At 53.2% G+C, this 374-nt stretch carries 1 protein-coding gene; it reads right to left on the reverse strand.

Annotated elements, in window-relative coordinates; genetic code table 11:
* The coding region (locus QPK98_RS15620) for an FIDD domain-containing protein (protein WP_310994399.1) at nucleotides 1-374 on the reverse strand (374 nt) is incomplete at both ends.

A 374-nucleotide genomic window follows, 5' to 3' on the forward strand; every position in this document is an offset into this window, starting at 1 on the left:
CGTAGGGCAGCGACTTGCTGGTTGCTCAGGTCTTCTAGGTCAAACTCAGCATGGCCGTCCTGCGGGGGTAGGTTGTCACAAATAACGAAGGGTTCTGTGGGGGCCGTTGCTTCAGCACCTCGCTGTACGATGAGCTCAAAGCTTTGTACTCCGCCAATATAGCAGCCTGTATCGGTATCTAAGATACCCACGTAGATGGTCTGCGGGTTAATGGGGTTGTTGTCTGCGTCCTTGTTCTGGTGTGCCTGGGTGTTTACAATTGCTCCCGTTTGATTCTCCGCATCGTCCGGGTCTAGGTAAAAGCTCACCGCAAAGGGCGGGGCTGATTGTTCTCCAAGGATCTCAGGAATCTTGGTGGTAAGGTCAAAGATGCC

Origin of the sequence: Aequorivita marina, assembly GCF_031631895.2 — a bacterium.
GTDB lineage: Bacteria > Bacteroidota > Bacteroidia > Flavobacteriales > Flavobacteriaceae > Aequorivita > Aequorivita marina.